Here is a 20,681-nt window from a genome sequence, read left to right as displayed (position 1 = left end):
TGCTTTTCTTATTTTTATCCATAGATCCAACTCATATAAGTGCAATTCATTTTTTTAGGGCTGCAAGAGGTCAGCGGATATAGTTCTGACTTTTTCAATCCCGCCAGAACATGGATCAACTCAACACCTGAAAGGAGCAATGACCATCAGCCTTTTTTTGCATCTCTATCCGAGTTTTAACCCGTTTTCTCACCCCTTCTACATGCGAAATGATGCCGACTGTTTTTCCTTGGGTGTTGAGGTTTTCCAGCGTACTCATGACCAGATACAAAGATTCTTCATCCAGGTTGCCGAAACCTTCATCGATAAATAAGGAGTCTATGGCATGCCCATTGTCGGCGCTTTCGGCTAAAGCCAAGGCTAATGCCAGGCTGACGACAAAGCCCTCCCCGCCAGACAAGGTTTTAGGCAAACGCTGAACATTATTTTGTTTAGTATCTTCAATGACCATTGCAAAGCCCTGCTCACTAGGCACATGCCGTACATAATAGCGGCCACTGATTTTTTCCAATATCCGGTTGCTTGTCGATAGCATTTTGTCAATCAGCATTTTCTGTACGTGTTGTCTAAATGCCATTCCCTGGTCATCCTGCGCCAAGGCTAATTCTTTCTCGACTTGTGCTAATGTCAGCTGATGCTGTTCCAGTTTTTCAATTAATTGCGCTCGCTTTTCCTGCGCCGCCTGATGTTTGGCTAGTTTATTTTCAGTTGATTGAATTTCCTGTTGCACAATATCAATTTTCTGTTCGAGCTGTTTTAAGGCCTCAGCCAATTCTTGTTCAGGCTTTAAATCGGCTGCTTGTGTTTTTTGTTGTTGCAGTGTGATTTCGCGTTGTTCAAGCGTCTGCGTCAACTGTGCTAATTCCTGCTGTTTTTGGGCCAGTTGTTGCGTCAGTTCAGCGCGTTGATCCAGTTTCTTGAGTGCCTCAATCAGTGCATCAATATTTTGCAGTGGCGTTTCTTTCAACCGATCGGCCAATTGTTGTTGAACCTGCTGCAAGGTTTGTTGCTGCTGTTCGACCTGATGTTCTTTTTCGGCCAGTAGTTTTTGTTTTTCGACCAAAGCTAATTGCAGGCCGACCGACTCTTCTTTATTCAGTTGTCGCGTGTATTCGTTCAACTGTTGATTGAGTTGATCGACATCTTCCTGGCAAAAATTCAGTTTTTCTTCCAGTTCTGCGATGTCTTGTCGCAGTATTTTGATGCGCGCTTGCCGCGTTTGATATTCCATGCGGCGTTGATTCAAGCGTTCGAAACAACTATCTTCTTCACCAGGCCCAGGCAGTGTTTCACCGGCCTGAGATAACTGTTCAACAAGCTGCTTTTGCAATGCTTTGAATTCATCTTTCCGTTGTTCAAGTGCTTTCTCAAGCTCCACGACTTCTCTAGGGCGGTTATTCCATTCGGCATTGAGTTCATCGAGTTCGTGTTGCAAGCGCTGTAAAGCGTGTTCGTTTTGCGTAATATCAGCCTGTATTTTTTCAATCTGAACATGTAATTTGGTGCAGCGACGGATCAACTGATTGATTTCAGTCAACTCAGCTTTTTCTTGCTTTAGCAAACTTTTTATCCGCCCAACATCATCAATGGATACACGAGAGCCAATATTCAAGCGATTTGCCAACACATGCCATTGTGCCATGATCTCTTGTAGTTTTTCGCCTTTATGCGCTTCCTTTTCCTGCAAGCGTTTCGCCTCTTTAACCTGAACGTTCAATGCCACCGAACGCGTTTTAAGTTCTTTTATTTTAAGCTTTTGATCAGACAGTGCCTTTTTAGAGTCTTCTATTTTAGGTGGTTTGCTGACATAAGGATGATGGATTGAACCACATAAAGGACAGGGACGCCCTTCTTCCAGCTTATCACGGAATTTTTCCAGCCGTTTTAGCAACGTTTCATATTCCACTGCCTTTTCTAACATGCGCAGAATATTTTCTTCCTTAGCGATTTCAAGTTCCAGCAGATGGGCTTCTTCTTCTAGCTTTTGCTCATCAATATCCAGCTTTTCCTGTTTTCGCTCGGCAAAAAAGGCGAAAATCCCTTTTTTATTTAGCTTGGCGTTGACCTTAGCTAAATCATATAACTCCAGAAAATCATCGACTCGTTCTTGCTGCTCTAGCTTTAATGTCTCAAGCTCTTCAAATGATTTGCCGTGGGTAATATCCTTGATCGTTTGTTCTGTTTTAGCCAGTTTTTGCTGCAACAGTTTGATAGTTTTGTTTGTGTCTTTGATCAGACCTTTGGTCTTCTTGATGTTGGCCGTGACATTTTTAGTCCATTTACCCTGTTTTTTCTGGCTTTCTTCCAATTTGGCAATTTCCTGGCGCAGGGTTTTGAATTTGCCAATTTCAGGAAAATCATCTAACAACACCTTATCCTTTTGATGTTCCTGTAACCAGTTTTCGGTATAATCCAATGCCGATTTTTTTTCGGCCAATTGATTGGCAACCGATTGCAACAAGGCATTTTCTTGCGGTAAATTTTGTTTCAATTCAGCTAATTGTTGCCGAATCTCTGCCACCTTTTGTTGCTGTTGAGCGATATCAAGTGTCGAAACATCGATGCCATCACTCTGCATTTCAGAAAGCTGTTGTTGCAGACTCGTAATTTCTTTCTGAAACTGATTCAGTTGTTGCTGTGCGTTCTCAAGCTGGGACTTTTGTTGTTGATAAATTGCCAACTCATCTTTAAATGAGGCGGCAACGCTTAGCGCCTCTAGCTCTGTTAAGCGTTTCTGTAGAGAGTCGCAAGTTTGCTCGATCGTTTGTTTTTGTTGATTCAGTGTCTGCAGCTCATGCTCTAGCGCGCTGAGGGCCCGAGCCTGCTCTAGTTGTTGCGCTAATTCCTGCCGTTGCTGCTGAAATTCGGTGTTTTGCAGTTTAAAATCATCCAGATCATGCAGACTTGCGTCTACCCCATCCTGATCCAACACCGGCGTAGCGTCTATGTCCTGCTGCAACAATTCTACCTGCTGTTTGGCCGTTTTATGCCGTTCTGCTATAGCATCACGCTGCTGCTGATAAATATCTTCACCGATAATTTTTTCCAGTATATCCATGCGCTCTGAATCCAGCGCATTTAAAAAGGCCGCAAATTCACCCTGCGCTAACACCATGGATTGGTTGAATTTATGCAAATCCAGACCGGTTAAGGTCAGAATTTGTTTTCTAACCGCCGCCGGATTATCGGCCAGCAAAACCTCAGATTCGGCTTGCAGATGAAACAACTTCATCTCAACCGGCTGTATTTCAGCCTCAGGTTTGCCATCTTTACGCTGCGCTGACCACAAGGCGCGATACCGTTGACCTGCCAATAAAAACTCCGCTTGCGCAAAGCAGGTAACACATCCTTTCGTCATGACTTGCTCGGCCGGCTTGTCAAAACGGTATGTCTCACCAAAAAGTGCTAAGGTCAATACATCCAGTAAACTTGATTTACCGGAGCCATTAGGCCCGGTAATTGCGAAAACACTAGCGGTAGAAAGCGGCGGCTGCGTAAAATCCAGCCGATGCTCGCCTTGTAACGATTTAATATTATTAAAATATAAATTCAGTATTTTCATCTCATCACAATCCGTAAGGATAACCGCATAGGTTTAATCGTCCGTTTCCTGTCCAATCGACGTGCAAATTGTTTTGATTATACCCTTGTCAGTCGTTTTTTTATATAAGCGTTTAACCCAGCGACATTGTTGTAGAGTGCGATGAAGGCACGTCTAGGAGACTGTCAGGTTTAGGGATTCGTAACGAGGCGAGTGGAAAATCGAGGACAGTTTTTCGATCTTTTGAGGCGCATAGTGGTGCTACGCAACGAAAAAGATTGGAAAAATGGACCGATTTCCCACTGTCGCATAGGTTAACTCTCCCCTAAGTGCTCAAAATATGAATACTCTGCGGGATTTACTGACATGCGGGACAATCCTGCACAATGTCCGTTTATACACAATATCTGTGGATAACTTTGTTGATAAGATGTTTTTTTAGCGCTTGAGACCGCTATTTTTCTATACTTTATTCAAATTGCTTATTTTTTGTACAGCACGAGCATTATCACAACAAATCAACAACTTACATATATTTTTTATTTTTTTACGTGCAAAATAAATTATTATTGGGACTTGACATTATGTTTTTGACATTCTGTGTATAAATTTTCAGTTTTATTTTTTCCGAGGGAACGTTACCACCAATGTATTCAAACAACCATTGACTGATTAAAATAATTGAACAATGTTTAATTATGATTATAATGACAGTTCCTCACATAACAATAATAAGGCTGGGTTAAAATAATCCGCTTGACTTCGCAGGATAACGCCAATGATATACACACTCACTAAACGCTTTTTACATGCCTTTCTGACAGTTTTGTTCCGGGTTGAAGTACGGGGCCTTGAGCATTATCACCAAGCTGGCGATCGGGTTCTTATTTTGTCCAATCATAGTTCGTTCCTTGATCCCTTGTTATTAGGCGTTTTTCTGCCTGACAAAATCACCTTTGCCATCAATACTTACATTTCTCAACGCTGGTGGCTTCGGCCATTTTTGGGTTTGTCGCATGTTTTTCCGCTCGACCCAACACATCCTATGTCATTGAAAGCCCTGATTCATCACTTGCAACACCCGACTAAAACTGTCATTTTTCCGGAAGGACGCATCACCGTCACCGGTGCATTGATGAAAATTTATGATGGCCCTGGCATGGTCGCCGATAAATCCGGGGCGATCGTATTACCGGTTCGCATCGAAGGCACCCAATACACCCACTTTTCACGCTTGAAGAATATTGTGCGGTTGCGGTTTTTCCCGAAAATCACCTTAACCATCATGCCACCGACCAAAATACAGGCGCCCGCCGACATCACCGGCAAGCACCGGCGTGAATATTGCGGCCGCTTGTTGGCTGACCTGATGACGGACATGATGTTTCAAACCAGCCATTACCGCTGCACGCTATTCTCAGCCCTGCTGTATGCGCGTACCATTCACGGTCCGAATCACACCGTTGCCGAAGATTTAGAACGCAAACCACTCAGCTACAATGCTTTGATCACACAATGCCTCGCTATCGCAAAACCGCTACAAAACATAACCGTTGCTAAGGAAGCTGTTGGCATCATGCTACCTAACAGCTGTAAAACACTGAGCGTCATTCTGGCCTTACAATATGCTGGGCGTATTCCGGCCATGCTGAATTTTTCAACGGGTGGCAAAGGCATGCTGTCAGCGTGTCATACGGCAAAAGTGAACACCGTACTCACATCAAGACGTTTTATCGAACTGGCTAAACTGGAGGATGAGGCCGAGTTATTATCGCAACACATTAATTTGGTTTATCTAGAAGATTTAGCGAAAAACATATCCACAAGCGATAAAATTCAGGCGCTGTTAAAAACTAAAACAATTGATTTCTGGTATCAACATGGCCAAACCAGCCCTGACAGCCCGGCTGTTATTCTGTTTACCTCAGGCTCTGAAGGCGAGCCTAAAGGGGTGGTTCTCTCACACAGTAATATTCTGGCCAATCATAACCAAATCAGAGCCCGTATCAGTTTTACCCCGCAAGATGTCGTGCTGAATTTTCTCCCTATGTTCCATTCTTTCGGCTTTACCGTCGGCACCTTGTTACCCATCATGAATGGTATGACATCCTTCTTTTATCCATCACCGTTGCATTACAGCATCATTCCCGAAATAGCCTACGAAATCAATGCCACTATCATGTTTGGCACCAATACATTTCTAGCTGCCTATGCTAAAAAAGCACACCCGTACGATTTTTATGCCATGCGTTATGTCGTCGCCGGTGCCGAAAAATTACAGGAAAGCACGCGCCAGATCTGGATAGAAAAATTCGGCATTCGCATCCTCGAAGGCTACGGTGCAACTGAAACATCGCCCGTAACATCCGTCAATACACCGATGTATTATAAAGCAGGAACGGTTGGCCGCTTTCTGCCTGCCATGCGCTATAAATTGCAAACGATTCCCGGCATTAAAACAGGTGGCCAGCTACATGTTGCAGGCCCTAATATCATGCAAGGCTATTTGTTACCCGACAACCCAGGACAACTGGTTCCACCGGAATCTATTTATGGTAAAGGCTGGTATGACACAGGCGATATTGTCGATGTTGATGAGGAAGGCTATATCACCATTAAAGGCCGCAGCAAACGCTTCGCTAAAGTCAGCGGCGAAATGGTTTCGCTCACTGCGGTTGAACAGCTGGCCTCAGCGGCCTGGCCTGATGAGCATCACGCCGCCGTCAGCCTGCCTGATCCTAAAAAAGGTGAAATGGTGTTATTGCTCACCACCTACAAAGAAGCCAGCACCAAAAAACTAGCCCAGGCTTCGCCTGGCGTCGCCCATATTAGCTTGCCCAAAATCGTTATCGTGGTAGAGAGTATTCCAGCCTTAGCCACAGGCAAAACGGATTATGCCGCCGCCACGCAATTGGCTGAGCAGAAAATACAGGCGAGTTGATGGGTAAATCTTAATCACAAAAGATGCACTCCCCCTGTCAGTGCATCTTTTATTGCAGAAAAACACCCTCAAAAATATCTTTTTCTTGTTTATAAACCTTAGATTTAACTTTCAACAAACCCAGCACGGTATGAAAAATATAATCATGGCTCATTTCCTGATTCTGTTTATCCTTTAAAGTCGTTATATCCAGCCCAAACCCATCACCTAGCCAGAGTACTGCCGCAACGTGCTTTTGTGCATCAGGTGCCATGATATAAGGTAACCCGTGCAGATACAGCCCATTTTCGCCCAATGATTCACCGTGATCGCTGACATAAAACATAGCCGTGTCAAAATCTTTGGAATAGGCTTTTAAAAAATCAATGACTTTAGATAAAAAATAGTCGGTATATAAAATCGCATTATCATAAGCATTATTGATCTCTTCTCCGGTACATTTTTCCAATTGGTTGGTTTTACATACCGGCGTAAATTTCTCAAATGCTTTGGGATAACGCTTGTAGTAAGCAGGTCCATGATTCCCCATTTGATGCAACACAATCAGAAAATCACCTTTAGGATGCTGCCGAATATACTCATCTAAACCGACTAGCATACCTTCATCCCGGCACTCTTCATCACAAACTGGGTTGTTCTCGGGCGTTTTATAATTTTGATACGTTACCCGCAATGCCACATCTTTCGAGTCCGAATTATTATCACGCCATAAAACATGCACCCCCGCATGTTTTAATACATCAAGCAAGTTTTCCTGGGTTCTGGCTTTATCTTTTGAAAACTCCCCGCGTTCTAACAATGAAAACATACACGGCACTGATTCTGCCGTTGACGTTCCGCATGAATAAAATTGACGAAAACTGATGAGCGTTTCTTTTGACAAAAGCGGATTAGTCGGTTTTGCATATCCGTTTAAAGAAAAATGATCGGCGCGCACTGTTTCACCAATGACTAGCACAACCAATTCACGCTCAGAACCCAGACTTTTGGGCGAATCATCAATCACCGTCACAACCTTGTTTTCACGACCCTTTAACTGTTTTTTACTATATTTAATCAACGAATAAATATAATAGGTTGGGTTGGTAAAATACCGCAGTGGTTTATGCTCACGAATAAACGAGGCGTAAAATGGCGTAAACGGCAGCACCACAAGTGTACTAATAACCAACACTAAAATAACCACTTTAACGCCTGCTAAAAATTCAGCTCCAAAATTTCGGTAAGGAATCTGTACTTTTATCACAAACCATGCAGGTAGAATGCCTAAAAACAGCACATATAACGCCATTTTAGCGCTCAACAAATCAAGTGATTCAGCCGTATCGGTTCTCAAAATATTGTCAATCATGTGATGATCAATTACCACCCCATAACTATCCATAAAATAGGCCGCCAACGACGACAATATCAGTAAGACCACGGCCACCGGCTTGAGCAGAAACCGCGCACTAAATAAGGTTAATAGAATAATAATTCCATTCAGCAAGACTACGACCAGTGAGGCTAGAAAGCCGGCATTTTCTAGCGTCAGTGGATAAACCGCTAAAACATGGCGATAAAAAGCGCCATTAGCAAAAATGATAAAAAAAACAGCGATTAAAAAAATTAAGCCAAATTTGCTTTTAAATGTAAAAAGTTTCATAAATCTAATGTTAGTCCAGCTTCGCCAACAACACAGGCCATTGACAGTAGCGGGTTAAGTGTGTTCTGTAGTGAATAGAGCGATAGCGAACCCATCGGCTAAGCGTCGTGATGTTTTGCCTGAATATTATTTTCAGTGAGCTATAGTTGTCCAACGCGACAATTGAAATCTGGGACACAAACAAGCCTTCATCCATAAATGCGCCAGAAAGTAGCCCATCAACAGACTTTTGCTTAATGAATAAGTTTCGTATAACGGAAATGACATCATTATGACAGCAGCACTTTACTACTCTAAAAAATAAAAGAGCGCGATCTCAATGCAGCGGTTCACCTCGGGCTAATTTAGGCAGTTTTCCTTCCAGCCCCATTGCGGCACGCATCACCTTGTTCTTTACAGGCTTAATGCGTTCGGCTAAACCTAACCCCATATTGCGGAAAAACTTAACCGGCAATACATCATTACTGAAAAAACGATAAAACAAATCCATAACCGTCATCATTTTCAAATTCTCCTGACGACGCATGGTTTCATAGCGCTGTAATACGCGCACATCGGCAATATCTTCCCCTTTTTGTATGGCCTCAATCAAAACCTCAGCCAATGCCGCCGCATCCAGCAGTCCAATATTAACGCCCTGCCCGGCCAATGGGTTAATCATATGCGCCGCATCACCCACTAAAGCAACGCCTGGTTTGACATAATGTTGCGCATGCTGCCGCCGCAACGGAAAACTGGCGCGCCCCAATACTTTATTGATTTTACCGAGACAATCCGGGAAGGCTTGTGTCAGCTCGGCAATAAGCGCATCATCAGACAATTTTTTCAAACGCTTAACGTCGTCGGGTGAGTTATACCAGACAATAGAGCCATAATGCCCGGTCAATGGCAAAAAGGCTTGTGGCCCGCTCGGCACAAATCGCTGCCAGGTAATATCCTGCTGTGGATAATCCGTTTCCACATAAATCACCAACGCATGCTGTTCATAATCCCAACTGGTCACCCCTAAGCCAACTGCCTGTCGTACTCTTGAAAAACCACCATCTGCAGCGACCAGAACCTTGGCGTTCAGCACATCGCCATTTTCTAGCTTTACCTGGGAACCTGAGACTTGATAATCAATGGTTTGGATTGATGCCGGTGCCATTAAATCAATATTATCGAATTGTTGCAGCCGTTCCAGCAACGCCAGCTGAGTAATTCGGTTTTCGACGATGAAGCCTAATTCGTCATAATCAATATCATCACTGTTAAACTCCGTATCTCCCGCTGTTTCCCAAACGCGCATACGTTTAAATGGACATAAACGTCTGGCAACAATGCCCTCCCAGGCCCCCACTGTCTGCAATATTTTTTGCGAAGCGATACTCAGCGCTGAAACGCGCAAATCATGCGCTTGTTCAGGCGCAAAGGCTTCGGGTAGTTGTCGCTCAATCACCGCAACCTTTAACGGTGTATCGCCCAACGCACAGGCAACCGTCGCACCGACCATGCCGCCTCCGACAATCACTACATCATAATCTTTAGTCATTTTGCCCCCAATCCGCCCATCACATTATCTAATGAATTTACTTTATTAATCATTGAAATTAAATCACTTTTATATCGACACCCACATACAGAGCACACAAATCATTTCTCACAAAATGACAGAATACTGCAATCACGGTATAATTGTGCAGTTTCACTCAGTGAAAGTGATTGCGTTAACCAGATAAGAACAAGTAAGTTAAGTCGTCTGAACCTTGAATTTTAGGCGACTCTACCATGGGGCGATAAAAAAAACCATTTCGCCATAAATAATTTGCATAGCCTGATTGCTCAAGCCATGCAGTGTTTTTATAAGTATTACTTTAATACGTTAATCGGTAACAAAACCGGGATAACATGATGACCACTTCCCATCAGAACGACACAAAAAAAATGCTGTACAACGCCAACCAATCAAAAGATAACTGTGGCGTTGGTTTTATTACCCACAAACAAGGCAAACAAACCCATGATTTGCTGATTAAAACGCACGAAGCCCTTTGCACCATCCCGCATCGCGGCGGCATGAGTGCTGAAGGCATTGGCGATGGTGCGGGCGTCAATATTGATTTGTCGTTAAAGTTTTTCCAGAAAATTACCGGCATTCCCGATCTGGCACTGGGTCAGTTTGGCGTCGCCAATTTCTTTTTTCCGGAAGATCACCTGCATCATGATTCTGACGCCATGAGCATGGTGGACAAGTATTTACATGAATACAATCTTCCTATTTTGCTGTGGCGCGACATTCCGGTCGATAACAGTGTCTTGAACGACGCGGCAATCAAAGCGCAGTTACCGATCAAACAAGTCATCTTCGGACGCCCCGATCACTTGAAACAGGCCTCTCAAGACGAATTTGAAAAACATATTCAAAATGCACTGCTTGCGATTGAAGTTGAAGGCTTCAGCCGCGAAGAATTGAATGGTTTTTACCCGCTTTCCATGAGTAGCCGCACCCAAGTATATAAAGGCCGGCTGAATTCCTTTGAGGTCATTCCTTATTTTACCGATCTGTATGACCGGGATCATGAGGTGCATACCCTGTTTTTTCATACCCGTTTTTCGACCAATACCGCGCCGGCTACACTGATGGCTCAGCCATTCCGCTACATGGCGCACAATGGTGAGCTGAATACCGACAAGAAAAACCGTCTCAGTGAAAATGCGATTGCCCGGCAAAAGAACAAACATATCATTTTCCCTTGCGGCCAATCCGACTCAGCCCGATTAGACCAAACGCTAACTCGCAGGATTAACGAAGACGATTTGGATATCGTCACCGCGATTTTGGCTATGATGCCACCTGCCTGGGAAAATGACACAACACTGCCGGAAGATGTGCGTGCCATGCTGGAATATTTTAGCCTGTATGAAGAAAAAAATGATGGCCCCGCCGCTGTCATTTTCTCAGATGGTATTCGGGTCGGTTCGCGCCTTGATCGTTTAGGCTTACGGCCATTGCGTTCTGCTGAAACCGAAGATTATTTACTGGTAATGTCAGAAGCTGGACAAATTGACTTCCCGCCTGAGCATGTCTTGATGCGTGGCCGTATTGAAGCCGGTGGCATGTTGTATTTCGACCACCAAACCAAACAGTATTACGATAGTCATCAGGTCATGGCCCGTCTGGCCAAAGAACAGGACTATAAAGCCCTGCTGGCTGAAAGAAGCCTGCATATTCGCGATTTACCTGAGGTTAGTCCTGACGAGATCAACGATGAGCATGAATTCAGTATTGAGCAACGCCACACCGCTTATTCTTTAAACCAGGAAAGCTTTAAGTTCCTGTTAGATCCAATCTTGCAAGTCGGTCTTGAGAAAGTCAGCGCGATGGGCTATGGCATCACACCAAACGTCTTAAATCCGGACGAAGGTGGTATGTCACGCTATTTCAGCCAGCGTTTTGCTCAGGTCACCAATCCGCCACTGGATTCCCTGCGCGAAAGCGATGGCATGACGCTACGTGTTGCCTTAGGTGCTAAACCTACCTTTGCTGAAGACAACAGTAAACAACTGATTCTCGAATCCCCGATCCTGCAACGGACACAACTAGAACAAATCCGGCGTCAGACACAAGTCAAAACCGTGACATTAGACATGCTGTACCGCCCGGATTATGAGGATTCCGAGAAAAATGCAGACGCCTTAGAACAGGCCTTCCTGGCGATCTGTGAAAAAATCGAACAGGAAGCCAAAAATGGCGCTGGTATCATTATTCTGTCTGATTTAAATATCAGTAAAGATTTTGCCGCGATTCCGGCCATTTTAATGGTCGCCGCAGCCAACCAGCATATGGTCAACAAGGGCATTCGCTTCAACTCATCGCTGATTCTGGAAACCGGCCAGGCGGCCAGCCCGCACGATATTGCCTGTATCTTAGGATTCGGTGCATCTGCCATCTGTCCTTTGAGCGTCCATAACCGGATTATCTCTCAGTTTGCAGATCCTGCAGATCGCCAAAAAGCGCTGGATAACTTCCACAAAGGCATTTCCAAATCGCTGATGAAAACCATGGGTAAATTTGGCCTGTGTACAGCGGAAAGTTATATCGGCGGCGAATTCTTCGAATCCAATTATCTGGATACCAAAGAACCGCGATTACAGCCCTATTTCCCGAATATCGATGCGCCGGTCGGTGGCGTCCATTACATCAACATCGCCGACAGTGCTACCGAATGGCACCATAAAGCCTTATCGGTCAAAGATGAAAATGATATCCCGTTCCTCGGCTTGTTCAAGGAACGCCAGGATGGCGCAGGCCACACATTTGGTAATACGGCAGTGCGTGAATATATCAACATGACCGATGAGCCGATCATGTATATTCCACAACAAAAAACCAAGGAAGCCAGCGATATAGCCTATCGAAAACTAGGCTATGAAAAGCTGACGCCTGAGCAAATCGATAATTTTGGCATCACACCGGCTTATCGCAGTTTTACGAAAAATCTGTATGCCGAACGCCAAAATCGCCCGGCCGCCTTGCGTGACATCATGGACTTTCCAGTCGATGTCCGCCAGGCCGAAACTCAGGCTGATTTCGACCGTATTCTGGGCAGTCAGAATTTACGCGGCAACAACAATTACTTGATCCGAGGACTGACCGTCCAGCAGGACAATAATGTCGCTTTTAAAGTCTCCTTTACTGACAACAATAGCCATGAGCGCCTACAACAACTTGCCGCCCATTTTAAGGCCCGTTTTGCCGGAGAAGACTTTTCCTTATCGATTGACGATACCGCGCTGAACATTCGCGCCTCTGAAACCGACAGCCTGTTACACCGCTATCTGGCCAGCATCAAACCCGCACCAGCAAGCATTGATTTAGACCAGGTACAGCCGGCACATGAGATCACGCCAAAACTGGCTTCCGGCGCAATGAGCCACGGTGCATTACTGGCCGAAGCCCATGAAGCGGTTGCAATGGGCACCAACATCGTCGGCGCCATGAGTAATTCCGGTGAAGGCGGCGAGCACTCCAGCCGTTTCAACACCCTAAAATCGAGCAAAATCAAACAATTTGCATCTGGACGTTTTGGCGTGTGGGCAGGTTACCTGGCTGATCTGAACATCGAAGAAATTGAAATCAAAATTGCCCAAGGCGCAAAACCTGGCGAAGGCGGCCAGCTCCCTGCAGCCAAGGTTACGGTAGAAATCGCAGCCTTGCGGGGCGGAACACCTAAAGTTGAACTGGTCAGCCCACCGCCGCATCACGACACCTATTCGATTGAAGACTTAGGTCAATTGATTCACGATGCTAAAGCCGCGCGGGTTCGCGTCGTGGTCAAACTGGTATCTTCTGAAGGTATAGGTACGATTGCCGTCGGTGTCGCTAAAGCCGGCGCTGATGTCATCAATGTCGCCGGGAACACAGGTGGTACCGGGGCTGCTGCTGTCACTAGTCTGAAAAACACCGGCCGTTCGCCTGAAATCGGCATTGCTGAAGTGCACCAAGCCTTAGCCGCAAATGGGCTGCGAGACAAAGTGATTCTGCGCTGCAGTGCTGCCCATCAAAGCGGTATGGATATTGTAAAATCAGCCATTCTAGGTGCGGACTCATTTGAATTTGGTACCACGGCGCTGATGATGCTGCGCTGCGTAATGGCGAAAAACTGTAATGTTCGCTGTCCAGCAGGACTCACTACCGCGCATGAAGAATTTAAAGGTGATCCGCGGGTATTGGTACAATTTTTCATGAATGTGGCACACGAAGCCCGCGAAATCCTGGCCGAACTAGGCTACCGCAGCTTTGAAGAAATTCGCGGCCAGACAGATTTGTTACATCTGATCGACCATCCAGGCATGGTCGGTCAATTGGATTTTACCGCATTGTTAAGATATGTACCGGTAGTCAAAATCCAAAACCCAATCTACCTGGAAGCGGACTACAGCAAGGATGATTTGTTTATGCAACGCATCCGGAAAGCTTTGTTTGATGACAAACAAAAACAGGTAGTCATTGAGGGTGATGAATTCAAACTCAACAATCGTAATAAATCAGTAGGCGGACAAACTGCGATCGATATTGAACGTGTTCTGAATTATCAACTTTCCGAGCAGGATATAGACACAGCACCTGCAATTTATCGTTTCAGCAATGGCCGCCGTTATCTGGCACCTGAGTCGGTGATTATTCGCACGACAGGGGCTGCCGGCCAAAGTTATGCAGCATTCAATAACGATGGCATGCTGATGGAGCATACCGGCACCTGTAACGATGGTGTGGGTAAAACGGCCTGTGGCGGCATCATTGCGGTCAAATCACCCGGCGGCGGCAACCAAGAAGACGGCAAAAACGTTCTGATTGGTAACTTTGCCCTGTTTGGTGCCACCGGTGGTAAAGCCTTTATCAATGGCCAGGCCGGTGACCGCTTTGCTGTGCGTAATTCCGGCGCCATGGCCGTCGTTGAAGGCGTAGGTGATTTTGCCTGTGAATATATGATTAACGGTTCTGTACTCAACCTTGGCAGCTTCGGCAAGGGTTTTTGTACCGGTATGTCAGGCGGCAATGCCTACCAGTATGATCCAGAAAACCAGCTTGAAAATCGCTACGACAAATCATCGGTGATTATTCACAGCCTGTCTGAAGATAGCGAACTAGCCCGCTCACATGAACAATTTATTTTGTCTATGCTGCAAGAGCATATCCACTACACCGGATCCCGCAAAGCGCAGACGATTCTGGATAATTGGGAACAGGAACGTCAGCATTTCAAATTTGCGATTTCTGTGTGGTTGTATAAAACGCAGACCGCTGAATATCTGGCGCAATCAATGGATCGAAAAGCCATGATCGAAGAACTGGCGATTGATTTCGCACAGCAGCAAATTGCCCAATTCAAACAGGCTTGGGAACAAAACCAGCCGTTACTCGATGGTATCACGCCGGCCTATGGTGAAACCGATACCGAATTAACGTTTAAATTGGTCAACAGTTTCAGCGTTATCGACAAGGCGCGGAAAATCGTTAAAGACCAATTGAAAAAACAAGGTATCGATGCTATCGACGACAGCCAGTTAGATGAAAAAGTCTATGCATTGCTCACGGAGCGGCCACGCAAAGTTCAAGATGCGCTGGTTAAAAATATCCGTGAGGCCTATAGCAGTTTCAATGATGAGCAGTTGCCGATATTACTAGCCGTCAAACGGGTAAACGATTACAAAAAAGCATTGACCTTACGCGATACCCAAAGTATCAATGCCTTAGGCTCAACCGCTTGGATTATTGAGCAGGATCGGATAAACCGGGAAGCACTCGCGGCAATTCCATCAGTTGAAGAGCACCTAGCCAGCCTGAACAGTGTTGAGGTTGTCCAGGAAATGATGGATCAGGTCGCCTGATCGCTTTGATTTTAACTCCTCAGGTTTTATTCGTTAAAACTTGAGGACCTAAACATAAATAATAGAAACAGCGTCGAAACATGACTCGGCACATGGTTTAATAATATGAAAGCACCTTATATTCCCAAAAACGCGCCTTACAGTGATACTCAGCGTGCCTGGCTCAGTGGTTTTTTTGCAGGTATGCATAGTCACATGCTGCAAAGCGCCAACAGTCTTGATACCGCGAATGCCCGCGTCATCAATATTTTATATGGCACTCAAACCGGTAATTCGGAATCAGTCGCTAACGATGCCGCCAGCGTTGCCAAAACTCACGGTCTTGTCCCAGCTGTCAAAAGCATGGATGAGATAACGCTGGAACAACTGGCCAGCATGGAATATGTCTTGATCATCACCAGTACCTATGGTGAAGGGGAAATGCCGGATAATGCCCAAATCTTGTGGGATGCCGTTTCCGCAAATGATGCGCCGCGCATGGAGCAGATGAAATACTCGGTTTTGGCCTTGGGCGATACCAGCTATGATAAATTTTGTCAGGCCGGTATCGACTGGGATCACCGCCTGGAAGATTTAGGTGCCACCCGACTGTTTGATCGCATCGACTGCGATGTGGAATTTGAGGAGCCTGCTGAAAATTGGATTAGCGAAGTGATTCCAATGATGGCCGATGGCGCTAATACCACGGCTATTCTGGATACCACCGCTGCACCGAAAAAACCGGCCTATAACCGCAAAAACCCATTCCCAGCGAAATTATTGGTCAATCGCTTGCTCACGGCTGAAAACTCTTCTAAAGAAACACGCCATTATGAAATTTCCATTGCCGGCTCTGGCTTGAGCTATGAAGCTGGCGATGCATTATGTGTGTTTCCGAGCAATTGCCCCGACCTGGTAGCCGGAATTATCAAAGCGATTGGTTGTACTGGCGATGAGGATGAACCGGTCAATGGCGAATTAATGCCATTGTCGGAAGCGCTACGTACGCGGTTTGAAATTCGAATCCCCAATAAGGAATTGCTGACAGAAATTGCCTTGCGCTCCGGTGATCAGGAATTGAACAGCCTGTTGGAGTCGGATGATAAAGACGCATTGTCTGATTATTTATGGGGCAAAGACACACTGGATATTCTGCAACAATTTCCAGACATCGAATTTTCTGCGGCTGAATTTTTGGCCTTGCTCAAACCGCTACAACACCGAGCTTATTCGATTTCCTCCAGTGGCAAAATGTATCCTGACACCGTGCATTTAACGGTGGCCAGTGTCCGCTATGAAACCAACGGCCGTGAACACAAGGGCGTCTGCTCAACCTATCTGGCCGATCTTGCAGATAGCGAGCACCCGATTCCTGTTTTCTTTACTCCCAACAAGGTATTCCGCGTACCTGATGACGACAGCCTGCCGATGATCATGGTAGGCCCGGGTACGGGTGTTGCACCGTTCCGCGCCTTCCTGCAAGAACGCGAATTCCGTAAAGCTAAAGGCAAGAACTGGCTGTTTTTTGGTGATCGTAATGCAGCGACAGACTTCATTTATAAAGATGAATTGGAAGCGATGCAGGACAAAGGTATCTTGACACGCCTGGACTTAGCCTTCTCTCGCGATCAGGAAGAAAAAATCTACGTTCAGGATCGAATGCGCGAACACGGTGCCGAACTGTTTGCCTGGCTGGAACAAGGCGGCTACTTCTTCGTTTGCGGCGATGCCTACCGAATGGCGAAAGATGTCGATAAAGCCTTGTTTGAAATCATCGCTGAACATGGCAAGATGTCTGTTATCGAGGCGGCTGAATACGTCAACAAACTGAAAAAAGAAAAACGCTATGTCCGGGACGTTTATTAAACGATAGCTATTGATTTTGGTAGGATAAGTACGACTGCATGGGGGCAAAGCATAGAGCGATAGCGAACCCCCATCATCATTCTACATCTCATGCCGTACAAAAATAATACAGGAGAGCGATTATGTTTATGATGCCTGAAATTGCCCACATGGTGGTTGCAGCCCTGCTGATTATTATTCCAATCGGCATTATCTTCAAACGCGCTGGCTTTAGCCCGGCCTGGGCCGCTCTGGTATTTGTTCCTGGATTTGGCGTCTTGCTGGTTTTTATTTTTCTAGCCTTCAGTGATTGGCCTAATCAAATCAATGACGAGGAGAATCTGCAATGAGTTTATTCTTTGTTTTATTGATTCTCTACATCGCCTTTGTCTTATGGTTAGCTATGCTTATTCTTGAAAAAGCCGGACTCGGAAAAGGCTGGGCGCTGTGTTTGTTAATTCCTATCATCAATATCATCATGTTATGGATTTTTGCGTTTACGAAATGGCCCCGAGTTAAATCACCCGAACAGGAAAATACCTAAAAGTCTATGACAAACAAGGTTATATGTGGGAATTGCAGCCTCGACAACATCTGTATTCCGCGTGGTTTAAACGCACATGAAATCGATAACATCAGCAAAGTCGTCAAAGCACGGAAAATTTTACAGCGCGGTGAGTTTCTTTATCGTCAAGGTGATGAATTAAAAGGCATTTTAGCCATCAAAGCGGGCAGTGCAAAGTTGGTTTCCAATGATTTTCACGGCAATGAACATATCTTGAGTGTTTTACTTCCCGGTGAACTATTAGGTTTTGACGGTTTATCCGATAACACGCATCAATGTTCGGCCATTGCACTGGAAACTTGTAGTTTTTGCCTGTTACCTGCAGAAAGTATCGACGATATGTTTTTGCGTATTCCGGGGCTGGCGCGTGAACTGTTTCGGCATACCGGTGATAAGGTGAACGATGATCATCAGCAGCGCGTACTCAACAAAAGACCTTCTGAAGAACGCTTAGCTTTTTTTCTGCTCAATCTGTCTGAGCGCTTACAGCAACGTGGTTTTTCTGCAGCCTCTTTTCGTTTATCGATGACACGCCAGGAAATCGGCAATCACCTAGGTCTAGCCTTAGAAACCGTCAGCCGCCTGCTGAAAAAGTTTCAACAACAGAATTTGATTGCCATTCAAAATAAATCGGTGACTCTGCTTGATATTGACGGCTTAAAAGCCCTGCTACAACCGTCTGATTCTGAAGCCGACTGATTCAGCTACGCGCACCACTACTAGGCTAATTTTTAATGCCGATGCCGCGGTGCAAAAGCCATAAACTGAACAGCAGCAGACTTAAAATAAAGCCCCCCGTCATTAAAAAAGATTTCTCGATCCCGACATCGCTGACACCGATCAGGCCATACCGAAAGGCATTGATCATATATAAAATCGGATTGGCCAATGAAACCTGTTGCCATATCGCCGGCAACATGGAGACCGAATAAAACACACCACCGAGATAACTCAAGGGTGTCAGTACAAAATTTGGAATAATCGAAATATCATCAAAACTATCAGCAAACACGGCATTGATAAAACCGGCTAGTGCAAACAGCACCGCTGTCAATACAAAAATACAGATTGCGACCGGCCAGTTTTGCACATGAAAATCAGAAAATACGGTTGAAATACCCGCTACAATTGAGCCGACCAGCATACCCCGAGCCACCCCGCCACCGGTATAACCGACAAGAATAACCCAGTTGGGCACCGGCGATACCAGCAATTCTTCAATATGCCGTTGAAACTTGGTCGAGTAAAACGACGACACGACATTGGCATAAGAATGACTAATCACCGCCATCAGAATAATGCCAGGTACAATATAATCCATATAACTGATGCCATTGATCAGCCCTACTCTATCGCCGATCAGTTTTCCGAAAATAAGAAAATATAAAGACGTGGTAATCGCAGGGGGTAATAGGGTTTGCGGCCAAATACGGGTGAAGCGGCGAATTTCCTTGACTAATATGGTAGTTAAAGCAACAGAAGTCTTCATCGCACAATATCCATAAATAATTGCTCAAGGCGGTTAGATTTATTTTTCAGACTGGACACTTCAATACCCGCCGCCGACAAGCTCTGAAACAGCTCGTTTAGGGTACGTTGCTTAGGTACAGCGACGGTTAACAGACGCGGCCCTGCAGGGCAATCGGGTTTAAATTACACCAAGAATCTTGAGTAAATAATCATTATCCCACCCTGCCATCATTCGCTTGGTTTTTACACCGACTTTGGCCGTTTCCTCGGCTTTTATTAAATTTAAGGCCATGTGTCGAATGACAGCTAAGTTTGAAGCACTATATCCTTTGCGGGTTCGGTTGCTATCCTCATCAAAAGCAAGATCAAGAACCCAATGCAAGTTATTTTCAATCGCCCAATGAGCGCGAACAGCATGCTCTAACTTGTTTGGATCGTTTGCGCTTAAACTGCTTATAAAATAGCGTGTTTCCTCGGTTATTTTTTTCATCCACTTCTCTTGTGGCTGTGACGGCAATAATACTTTTTAATCCTGACCAGGAATGCTCCTTTTTTAACCATTCAATCTCATCCGTGACACGAACAGAACGCGTTTCAATTCGCCCATGCTCACCATTGACGGTTTTTGTGGCAATTTCTGGCGATAAAGCGGATGTAAAATAGGCCTTTACATCCTCATGTAAGGTGCCATGATTTCCTTTTAAACTCAAAACATAGTCACCGCCTTGGTCGATAATCTGTTTGGCTATTTTCTTTTGGCACCCCATTGCATCAATTGTAATCAAAGCGCCTGCAATATCCAAACGCGACAGAAGTTTGGGTATGGCCGTAATTTCATTGGATTTATCATCCACTTTCGCCTGACCTAAAACCAAACTGTTTTTCCGCGACCAGGCGCTCACCATATAGATGGCTGACTTATTTGAGGCTTTATCAATACTGCGCCTTAAGCATTTGCCATCCATTGCAATAATATCTTCTTCAACCAAGTCCGCTAGATCGGCCACCCAGTTTGAGAAGCATTGACTAAATTGTTCCGTATCTATGGCGGCAAAAACAGCACCCAACGTATCATGTGAAGGGATTCCATTTTCTAAACCAAGCTGTTCAGTGAACCAGCTTTCTTTAGCCTTTCCAAATTTTTCAATGGCCACCCAGTTATCGGCTCCACAAATAGTCGCACACAAGGTGATGAAAAATATATCAGTGAGTTGATGCTTCTTTCGCCGATCTACTCTTGGATCAGCAATCGTTGAAAAATGGTGGATAATTGAGGCCGTTGGGGTAACTGTCATTTATAATCAAAATGATAAAACCAATACCT

10 protein-coding genes and 1 pseudogene are annotated in these 20,681 nt (G+C 45.2%); 6 read left to right on the top strand and 5 right to left on the bottom strand.

All coding sequences use genetic code 11. From position 1 onward, the window contains the following. Positions 1-115: 115 nt before the first annotated feature. The gene (locus JEU20_RS00945) at positions 116-3,562 is read right to left on the bottom strand and encodes an AAA family ATPase (RefSeq protein WP_198243153.1); all 3,447 of its coding nucleotides are present in this window, start codon (positions 3,560-3,562) and stop codon (positions 116-118) included. Positions 3,563-4,319: 757 nt separating this feature from the next. Between JEU20_RS00945 and JEU20_RS00940 the strand changes: the two genes are divergently transcribed. Further along, a complete protein-coding gene (locus JEU20_RS00940) occupies positions 4,320-6,482 on the top strand; it encodes an AMP-binding protein (protein ID WP_198243151.1) in 2,163 nt (720 codons plus the stop codon). A gap of 49 nt (positions 6,483-6,531) precedes the next feature. Here the strand turns inward: JEU20_RS00940 and JEU20_RS00935 are convergent, their stop codons facing one another. Together JEU20_RS00935 and JEU20_RS00930 are read right to left on the bottom strand one after the other, a co-directional pair. Beyond that, positions 6,532-8,127, bottom strand: coding sequence for a phosphoethanolamine transferase (locus JEU20_RS00935; RefSeq protein ID WP_198243149.1), 1,596 nt, complete (start codon positions 8,125-8,127; stop codon positions 6,532-6,534). 316 nt (positions 8,128-8,443) lie between these two features. Further along, positions 8,444-9,658 carry a UbiH/UbiF/VisC/COQ6 family ubiquinone biosynthesis hydroxylase gene (locus JEU20_RS00930; protein ID WP_198243147.1) on the bottom strand — a complete coding sequence of 405 codons (1,215 nt, stop codon included), beginning with the start codon at positions 9,656-9,658 and terminating at the stop codon, positions 8,444-8,446. A gap of 356 nt (positions 9,659-10,014) precedes the next feature. Between JEU20_RS00930 and JEU20_RS00925 the strand changes: the two genes are divergently transcribed. The 5 genes from JEU20_RS00925 to JEU20_RS00905 all read left to right on the top strand — a co-directional run bounded on the left by JEU20_RS00925 (position 10,015) and on the right by JEU20_RS00905 (position 18,586). Then, positions 10,015-15,498 carry a glutamate synthase-related protein gene (locus JEU20_RS00925; protein ID WP_198243145.1) on the top strand — a complete coding sequence of 1,828 codons (5,484 nt, stop codon included), beginning with the start codon at positions 10,015-10,017 and terminating at the stop codon, positions 15,496-15,498. Between the two features lie 105 nt (positions 15,499-15,603). After that, the gene (locus JEU20_RS00920; protein ID WP_198243143.1) at positions 15,604-17,343 is read left to right on the top strand and encodes a sulfite reductase subunit alpha; all 1,740 of its coding nucleotides are present in this window, start codon (positions 15,604-15,606) and stop codon (positions 17,341-17,343) included. A 122-nt stretch (positions 17,344-17,465) separates the two neighbouring features. Then, positions 17,466-17,672 carry a hypothetical protein gene (locus tag JEU20_RS00915; protein ID WP_198243141.1) on the top strand — a complete coding sequence of 69 codons (207 nt, stop codon included), beginning with the start codon at positions 17,466-17,468 and terminating at the stop codon, positions 17,670-17,672. Continuing rightward, a complete protein-coding gene (locus JEU20_RS00910; RefSeq protein ID WP_198243140.1) occupies positions 17,669-17,866 on the top strand; it encodes a hypothetical protein in 198 nt (65 codons plus the stop codon). The genes JEU20_RS00915 and JEU20_RS00910 overlap by 4 nt, the downstream gene beginning before the upstream one ends. 6 nt (positions 17,867-17,872) lie before the next feature. Beyond that, complete coding sequence (locus JEU20_RS00905) at positions 17,873-18,586, top strand: helix-turn-helix domain-containing protein (RefSeq protein ID WP_198243138.1); 714 nt, start codon at positions 17,873-17,875, stop codon at positions 18,584-18,586. A 25-nt stretch (positions 18,587-18,611) separates the two neighbouring features. Here the strand turns inward: JEU20_RS00905 and JEU20_RS00900 are convergent, their stop codons facing one another. Together JEU20_RS00900 and JEU20_RS00895 are read right to left on the bottom strand one after the other, a co-directional pair. Further along, positions 18,612-19,376, bottom strand: a complete 765-nt coding sequence (locus JEU20_RS00900) for an ABC transporter permease (protein ID WP_198243136.1) — start codon at positions 19,374-19,376, stop codon at positions 18,612-18,614. Between the two features lie 159 nt (positions 19,377-19,535). Beyond that, positions 19,536-20,652: pseudogene (locus tag JEU20_RS00895) on the bottom strand (ISAs1 family transposase). Positions 20,653-20,681: the final 29 nt, after the last annotated feature.

Source organism: methane-oxidizing endosymbiont of Gigantopelta aegis (genome assembly GCF_016097405.1).
Taxonomy (GTDB): Bacteria; Pseudomonadota; Gammaproteobacteria; order Methylococcales; family Methylomonadaceae; genus Methylomarinum.
The sequence above is the reverse complement of the archived record's forward strand: the minus strand, read 5'-3'. Positions and strand labels throughout refer to the sequence as shown.